9 protein-coding genes are annotated in these 7,580 nt (G+C 68.6%); 8 read left to right on the top strand and 1 reads right to left on the bottom strand.

Annotated elements, in window-relative coordinates; translation table 11 throughout:
• Positions 1-346: 346 nt before the first annotated feature.
• From VFG33_RS21465 to VFG33_RS21430, 8 genes are all read left to right on the top strand, one after another.
• Positions 347-661, top strand: a complete 315-nt coding sequence (locus VFG33_RS21465; RefSeq protein WP_325054701.1) for a hypothetical protein — start codon at positions 347-349, stop codon at positions 659-661.
• Positions 662-725: 64 nt separating this feature from the next.
• Positions 726-1,169, top strand: coding sequence for a phage tail protein (locus tag VFG33_RS21460; RefSeq protein WP_325054700.1), 444 nt, complete (start codon positions 726-728; stop codon positions 1,167-1,169).
• Entirely contained in the window at positions 1,166-1,924 is a 759-nt protein-coding gene (locus tag VFG33_RS21455; protein WP_325054699.1) for a CIS tube protein, read from the top strand. The genes VFG33_RS21460 and VFG33_RS21455 overlap by 4 nt, the downstream gene beginning before the upstream one ends.
• Positions 1,924-3,675 carry a VgrG-related protein gene (locus VFG33_RS21450; protein ID WP_325054698.1) on the top strand — a complete coding sequence of 584 codons (1,752 nt, stop codon included), beginning with the start codon at positions 1,924-1,926 and terminating at the stop codon, positions 3,673-3,675. Before VFG33_RS21455 ends, VFG33_RS21450 begins: the two co-directional genes overlap by 1 nt.
• Before the next feature lie 9 nt (positions 3,676-3,684).
• Positions 3,685-3,966, top strand: a complete 282-nt coding sequence (locus VFG33_RS21445; protein ID WP_325054697.1) for a PAAR domain-containing contractile injection system baseplate protein — start codon at positions 3,685-3,687, stop codon at positions 3,964-3,966.
• Position 3,967: 1 nt separating this feature from the next.
• Positions 3,968-4,402, top strand: a complete 435-nt coding sequence (locus tag VFG33_RS21440) for a gp25 family contractile injection system sheath assembly initiator (RefSeq protein WP_325054696.1) — start codon at positions 3,968-3,970, stop codon at positions 4,400-4,402.
• Position 4,403: 1 nt separating this feature from the next.
• Positions 4,404-6,350, top strand: coding sequence for a putative baseplate assembly protein (locus VFG33_RS21435; RefSeq protein ID WP_325054695.1), 1,947 nt, complete (start codon positions 4,404-4,406; stop codon positions 6,348-6,350).
• The gene (locus VFG33_RS21430) at positions 6,350-6,892 is read left to right on the top strand and encodes a phage tail protein (protein ID WP_325054694.1); all 543 of its coding nucleotides are present in this window, start codon (positions 6,350-6,352) and stop codon (positions 6,890-6,892) included. Before VFG33_RS21435 ends, VFG33_RS21430 begins: the two co-directional genes overlap by 1 nt.
• Here the strand turns inward: VFG33_RS21430 and VFG33_RS21425 are convergent.
• On the bottom strand, positions 6,843-7,580 hold a 738-nt coding region (locus VFG33_RS21425), incomplete at its 5' end, for an AfsR/SARP family transcriptional regulator (RefSeq protein WP_325054693.1). The genes VFG33_RS21430 and VFG33_RS21425 overlap by 50 nt on opposite strands.

The raw sequence follows: 7,580 nt of genomic DNA, 5'->3' as shown, positions 1-7,580 counted from the left end.
CGGGGAGGTCGTGCCCTTGGCTAGTGCGCGGCCTTTGACTGTGCCGGGGCCGCAGCAAGGGTTGAGTGTGCCGGGCGTGCAGGGGCCTGCTGTCCAGCGAGTTGTGTTCGACCACCCTGGGCTTGCATCCGCCAGTACACCTTCCTCCCGGGCGGTTCCGGCAGTGCAGCGGAACGCAGTACATGGGAATGCAGTGAGGGGGGATGCAGCGCAGGTTGGCGCAGTACGAGGAGCTGGGGCGGGTGCGGACGGGCAGGTGCTGTCTTGGTCTGCGGACGATCAGTTTCACTCGGCCGAGGTCGCGGAACCTGCTGTTCAGCGGGTTGCGGTGGGTGAGGACAGTTCGGTGGTTCGTGCTGTCTCTCTGCAGCAGATGTTCAGTGCGCATGCGTCGGCGCCCGTAGTACAGCGAGAAGAGGCAGCGGCCGACGAAGATCCGCCGACGAGCGCGCCAGCGCCAGTACAAGCACCAGAACCCGCACCGGCGCCGGCGGCGGGCGCGGCTCCGGGCGCAGCGGCGGTGGGCGCCGCTAAGGCGGTTAGTGCGGCTGAGGTGGAGGAGTTGGCGAAGCGGTTGTACGAGCCGTTGACCGCGAAGTTGCGGGCCGAGTTGTGGCTGGACAGGGAGCGCTCTGGACGGGTGGCAGACCGATGGCGCTGAACCATGCAGAGGACCGCGCATCGAGCTCACCAGGTTGGGCGCTGAACTGCGAGGGGGTGGCGGGATGAGTCAGGTTTATCCGGAGCCGGCCGTGAGTGTTTGTTTCGGGGTGACTATTGATGACACGCGCCTCGGGACGTTCAACAGTTGTGAGGGGCTTGGGCTCGAGGTTGTGCTGGAGCAGCGGGAGGAGGGCGGGCAGAACGGGTTCATCTGGCAGTTGCCGACCCGGATCAAGTACACCAACATCAAGCTGACCCGGCCGCTCTGCCGCGACACCACCGAGGTGATGGCCTGGCTCGCCAGCATGACGACCGGGGTGAAGCCGCAGACCGCGAGCATCACCGCGATGACGGCTGAGCGGAAGCCGGTCGCGCAGTGGGGCCTGCTCGGGGTGATCCCGGTTCGCTGGACCGGGCCGGGGCTCAATCTCGACTCGCCCAAGGTCGCGCTGGAGACGCTGGAGATCGCGCACCACGGGTTCACCGCGAAGAAGGTGGCGGGATGACTCAGCCGATCGCGTTGACGAGTTCGGCGAAGGCCGGCGGTTCGCAGATGCCGTCGCCGTCCGACGAGAAGTCCCGGCCGCAACTGGAGAAGGCGGCGCTGAAGCTCTTCGACCCGTCGTCCGGCGGTTCGGCGGGCAAGGACCGTGGCTCGATCCCGTTCCAGTTCAATCCGAAGGAAGTGACGATCCAGAAGTCCGCCAAGTGGGAGCGCAAGCCCGCCAAGAAGGCGAAGTCGGCCGGGCCGCCGGAGTTCAGCGGGGCCGAGCCGTGCAAGCTCACGGTGGAGATGTTCTTCGATGCCTCCGGCAACCATGACGGCAGTGTGGTTGCCGCGGTGGAGAAGCTGTTCAGCTGTTGTGTACCGACCGAGGAGAGCCGGGGCAAGGAGAAGCCGACGCCGCCGCTGGTGGTGCTGCACTGGGGCAAGATCGCCAGCTTCCCTGCTTTCGTCACGTCGGTGAGCGCCAAGTACACCTTGTTCAGTCCGGACGGCGTGCCGATCCGCGCGCTGTGCAGCGTCTCGATGGAGGAGATGCCGAACGAGCCGTGGCGCCAGAATCCCACCTCCGGAGGGCAGTCCGTCCGCCGGTCGCACCGGATGATCGACGGTGACACGCTCGCCTCGTTGGCGTACACCGAGTACGGCGATCCGACCCGGTGGCGCGCGATCGCGAAGTACAACGGGATCGATGATCCGCTCCGGCTGCCCAGCGGCTCGGTGCTGGTGCTGCCGGCGCCCGAGGAGCTGGTCTGATGTCGATCACGAACACCTGTCTGGTCGAGATCAACGGGTCACCGCTGCCGCAAGACGTGGTGAACCTGCTGAGCACGGTCTATGTAGACGACAGCCAGCGGTTGCCGGACCTGTTCGAGCTCCGGTTCCGCGACGGCGACCACGTCGTACTGGCCAAGACGAGTGCGAAGATCGGCTCACCCGTACGGGTGTCGGTGATGACCAGCACCAGCCAGACCGCCGTGCTGCTGATGGCCGGTGAGATCACCGCGCTGGAGGCGGAGTTCGACACCGGTGGCTCGTTCACCGTGATCAGGGGCTACGACCCGGCGCATCGGCTGTTCCGCGGACGGACCAGCAACAGCTACCTGCAGATGACGGCGTCCGACATCGCGCAGAAGGTGTCCCAGCGGGCGGGCTTCACGAACGGCACGATCAAGCCGACCACGACGGTGTTCGAGCACGTCTCGCAAGCAGGCGCGAGCGACTGGGACCTGCTCGACTCGCTGGCCTCGGAAGCCGGGTACGAGGTCTCGGTCCGCGACGGCAAGTTCAACTTCGGCCCGCCGACCACGGCCTCGGGGGCACCGACCAACGACGAGAATCCGCTGGTCCTGAAGCTCGGCACGGATCTGCTCAGGTTCCGCGCGGTGCTCACCTCGGCCGGACAGGTCAAGGAGGTCGAGGTCCGCGGCTGGGACGTCTCGACCAAACAAGCGCTGACCACACGCAAGCCGGCCGAGACGAAAAGCGCCGAGCTGCCGCAGGCGAGTCCCGCCGAGTTCGCGAAGGCCTTCGGGAACCCCCTGTACGTCGCGTCCGACGTACCGCATCGCACGCAGGCGGAGGTTGATGCCGCGGCGGCAGCGATCGCCGAGGAGATCGCTGGGGCGTTCGCCGAGTTCAACGGGGTGGCGCAAGGCAATCCCGCACTCAAAGCGGGTGTGGCGATCACGGTCGACAACCTGGGCGCGCCTTTCGACGGCAAGTACACCGTCACCACGACGCGGCATCGCATCGATCCGACCACCGGCTACACGACCTCCTTCGCCGTCACCGGCGCGCACGATCGCAGCCTGCTTGGACTGACCGGTTCAGGAGCGACCCAGCGAGCGCCCGAAGGCGTGGTCATCGGTCAGGTGAGCGACAACAACGACCCCGAGAAGCTCGGCCGGGTGAAACTCACGTTGCCCTGGCTCTCGGACGACTACGTGAGTGCGTGGGCGCGGACGGTCCAGGCCGGCGCCGGGAAGGATCGTGGCACGTTGATCGTGCCCGAGGTCGGCGACGAAGTACTGGTCGTCTTCGAGCAGGGCGATCTCAGAAGGCCTTATGTCCTTGGCGGTCTGTACAACGGCGTCGATCTCCCGGACAGCAAGGGCATCGACCCGGTCGACTCCGGCTCGGGCGCGGTCAACCGACGCTCGATCGTCTCCCGGAAGGGCCATCGGATCGACCTGCTCGACCAGGACGGCAGCACCGAGGGCATCACCCTGGAGACCGGCGACGGCGGCCTCAGCGTGAAGCTCGACGCGACCGGTACGAAGATCACGGTGCACGCCGACGGGACCGTGAAGATCGAAGGCAGCCAGGGCATCGTGATCGACGCCGCCAGCGCCAAGCTCGAACTCAACGGTGGCGAGATCTCCGTCAACGCCACCGGCAACCTGCAGCTCAAAGGTGCGAACACGACCGTCGAAGGCAGCGCCCGGACCGAGGTCAAGGGCGGCGCGCTGTGCTCGGTCTCGGCCGCCCTGGTGAAGATCAACTGAGGAGGCACCATGCCCGCAGCAGCCCGGGTCGGCGACCCGACCGGACACCCCGGGGTGATCGGTCCGCCCGGCGTCCCGACCGTGCTGATCGCCGGTCAGCCGGCCGCCACGGTCGGCACGCCGCACATCTGCTCGTTCCCGCCGCCGGCCGTCCACCCGCCGAGCGCGATCATCCCGCCGGGCTGCCCGACCGTGCTGATCGGCGGCCTGCCGGCCGCGCGGATGGGCGATCTGGCTGCCTGCGGTGCGCCGATCGTAATGGGCGCCCCGACCGTGATGATCGGAGGATGAGATGACGACGGACTTCATCGGTGCCGGCTGGGCCTTCCCGGTCAGTACGGACGCGACCGGCGGCATCGCGCTGGTGGCCCGCGAACGCGAGGTCGAGCAGGCGATCCGCCTCATCCTCGGTACTGCGAAGGGCGAGCGCCCGATGCGACCCGAGTTCGGCTGCCGGATCCACGACCACGTCTTCGGCCCGGCGAATGCGGCCACCGCCGGACAGATCGCGTACGACGTCCGCGAGGCCCTGGAGCGCTGGGAACCCCGGATCGCAGTACAGGATGTGTCCGTCGGCTACGACAGGATCGAGTCCGGCCGGGTGTACGTCGATGTCGGCTACGTCATCCTCGGCACCAACGACCCGCGCAACCTGGTCTACCCGTTCTACGTGATTCCAGACGAAGAGATCGCCGGTACCACGCTGCCGGCCGAGCTGGGGGTCTGAGATGCTGCCGGCGCCGAACCTGGACGACAGGACCTTCCAAGGACTGGTGGACGAGGCCAAACGGCTGGTCCAGCGGCGCTGCCCCGAGTGGACCGACCACAACGTGTCGGATCCCGGGGTGACGCTGATCGAGGCCTTCGCGCAGATGGTCGACCAGCTGATCTACCGGCTCAATCGGGTGCCGGACCTCAACTACGTCAAGTTCCTCGAGCTGATCGGGGTGGAACTCCGGCCACCGGCGGCGGCCCGCGGCGCGGTGACGTTCTGGCTGTCCGCACCCCAGCCGCAGCCGGTCCTGGTCCGCGCCGGGACCGAGGTGGCGACCCCCCGCACCGACATCCACGAACCGGTGGTCTTCAGTACTACGCAGGAACTCGAAATCATCCCGTGCTCCTTCGCCCGGGCCGGTGTCGCACCGGCGGACGGTACCCCGGCAGACATGACCACAGCACTGTCCGGCAAGAACGGATTCCCCTGCTTCTCCGAGGAACCGACGCCAGGCGACGCGTTGCTGATCGGACTGAGCGACGCAGTACCGTCTTGCGCAGTGACCATCCGGTTGAGCTGCAGCGTCTCCGGCGCCGGGGTGGATCCTCGTCATCCGCCGCTGGTCTGGGAGGCCTGGACCGGGACCGGTTGGAGCGCCTGCGATCTCGACAAGGACGACACCGGCGGCCTGAACAAGAACGGTGACGTCGTCATCCACGTCCCCGCCCAGCACCAGACCTCGATCATCGCCCGGCAGCGGGCCGGCTGGATCCGCTGCCGGCTGATACAGGTCGAGGACGGCCGTCCCACCTACACCGCGTCGCCGCGAGTGCTCTCGGCCAGCGCGTTCACCATCGGCGGCACGGTGGCGATGATGCACGCCGAGGTGATCCGCAGCGAGGTGCTCGGTCGCTCCGATGGGACACCCGGGCAGCGGTTCGCGTTGAAGCGCAGCCCGGTGGTTCCGTCCGAGGAGCACGGCACCGTCGAGGTCACCGACGAGGACGGCGTGGAGACCTGGGAGCCGGTGACCAGCTTCGCCGAGTCGACCGAGGACGATCGGCACTTCCGGATCGATGCCTTCGCCGGCGGTGTCCAGTTCGGCCCGGCCGTCCGGACCGCGGACGGCCGGATCCGGCAGTACGGAGCCACCCCGCGATCCGGGACCACGGTCGCCATCTCGGCGTACCGGACCGGTGGTGGCCGGCGAGGCAACGTCGCGCGCGGGCAGGTGCGAGTGCTGAAGACGAGCGTCCCGTACGTCGCCCGAGTGGAAAACCGCGCACCCGCGATCGGCGGGGCGGACGCGGAGACCCTGGACGAGGCGAAGGTGCGCGGTCCGATGCTGCTGAGGTCTCGCGGTCGTGCCGTGACGGTGGAGGACTTCGAGGAACTCGCCCGGGAGGTCGCGCCCGACGCGGCCCGGGTGCACTGCGTGCCGGCGACGGATCCGGCCGACGCGGGCGGGATCCGGGTCCTGGTCGTCCCGCACGTGTCGGGCGACGCCACCGGCCGGATCCGCCGCGACGACCTGACGCCACCCGAGGGCACGCTGGAGCGCATCACCCGGACCCTGGACGAGCGGCGTCTGGTGGGAACCCGGCTGCTGGTGGCGCCGCCGGAGTACGTCGGGCTCACCGCGGTGGTCGACGTCAGCGCACGGTCCAGGTACGAGCCGGAGGAAGTGAAGGAAGGCGTGCTGACTGCGCTCTACGGCCTGCTGCATCCGTTGACTGGCGGGCCGGACGGGACAGGCTGGCCGTTCGGACGCTCGGTGCAGTCGCACGAGGTTCATGCGGCGCTGGCACGGATCCCGGGAGTCGACATGGCCCAGGAGATCAGCGTGGCTCTGTTCCCGGCGGACCCCGTCACCGGGCGGCGATCGGCGCCGGTCCAGCGGCTGGACCTGCCGGCCACGGCGCTGGTCTTCTCCTACGAGCACCAAGTGCGGGTCCGCTGATGAGAGGGGCGCTCGGGCAACTGCCGAGTCCGCACCCGCTCGGGCAGAGCCTGCCGTCGGTCTACCGGACCGACCAGTTCACCCAGCAGCTCTGCGAGAGTTTCGACGAGGTGCTCTCGCCGGTGATCAGTGCGCTCGACAACCTTCCGGCGTACCTGGATCTCGGCACCGCGCCGGAAGATCTGCTGCCCTGGCTGGCGCACTGGATCGGGCTGGCTGTCGATCGCGGCGACGACCCGGTGCGGCAGCGGGAGCTGCTGCGCTCAACCAGTGACCTGCACGGCTGGCAGGGCACCCGGCGAGGGATCGAGCTGGCGATCAGTGCTCAACTGGGAGTGCGTGCCGAGGTGGTCGAATCAGGCGGTGCCAGCTGGTCCGTCGATGCGCGCGACCCATTGCCGGGGGAGCCGCTGCCGGCGGTGGTGGTGCAGGTGTTCCCTGTTGCAGGACAGGAGATCGACGAGGAACGACTGAAGGATGCAGTGGCTTCCCTCAAGCCTGCACACGTGATCCATCGCGTGCAGGTCGTGCCCGCGGACTGACCGGAGCCTCCAGCTCGGCACAGACCCGGGCGTGCTCGCGACGGGTAGCCGCTGCGGCCGTCGGATCGCCTCGCTGCTCCTGCAACTCGGCCAGTAGCAACCAGGACGAGTCCCGCAGCGGCTCGAGCTCCACGGCGCGCTGTGCTGCCCGCAGTGCCTCCGCATCCGGAGCCAGCCCAGCAACCTGTACTGCGGCGTCGGCCGCGGCCAGGCGGTACCGCTCGCGCTCAGCCACGACCCACTCCGCGGCGCCCACCTCCGGCAGCAGCTCACCTACCGCGAGATCGAGCACCCCGGACCAATCGGCAAGCGTCCTGGAGCGTCGAGCGCGCTGCAGCCGACTATCGAACTCTGCGAGGTCCACCCATGCCCCGGGCAGCACCAGACGATAGGCGTCGCCGTTCCGCTGCACGGCTTGGTCGCCCAGGCCCAAGCCGGCCAAGCACTGTCGCACAGTCGACGCCGCGACCTGCAGACGACGCGTCCCAGCATCAGGGGGAGCGTCTGGCCACAGGGCGTCGATCAGTCGCTCGCGGTGGACGTCCCGTCCGTGGTGGATCGCGAGCAGCAGCAGTAGAGCCCGGGCGCGAGGACGCAGCGGCGGCCAGTCGACCAGATGTCCGTCCAGCTCGAGCTGGAAGCCGCCGAGCGTGATCAGTCGTACCGCGGGGCCTGCCTTCCCAGGTGC

The sequence above is a fragment of the Kribbella sp. genome, assembly GCF_035687465.1.
In the GTDB taxonomy this organism is placed as follows: domain Bacteria; phylum Actinomycetota; class Actinomycetes; order Propionibacteriales; family Kribbellaceae; genus Kribbella.
The sequence above is the reverse complement of the archived record's forward strand: the minus strand, read 5'-3'. Positions and strand labels throughout refer to the sequence as shown.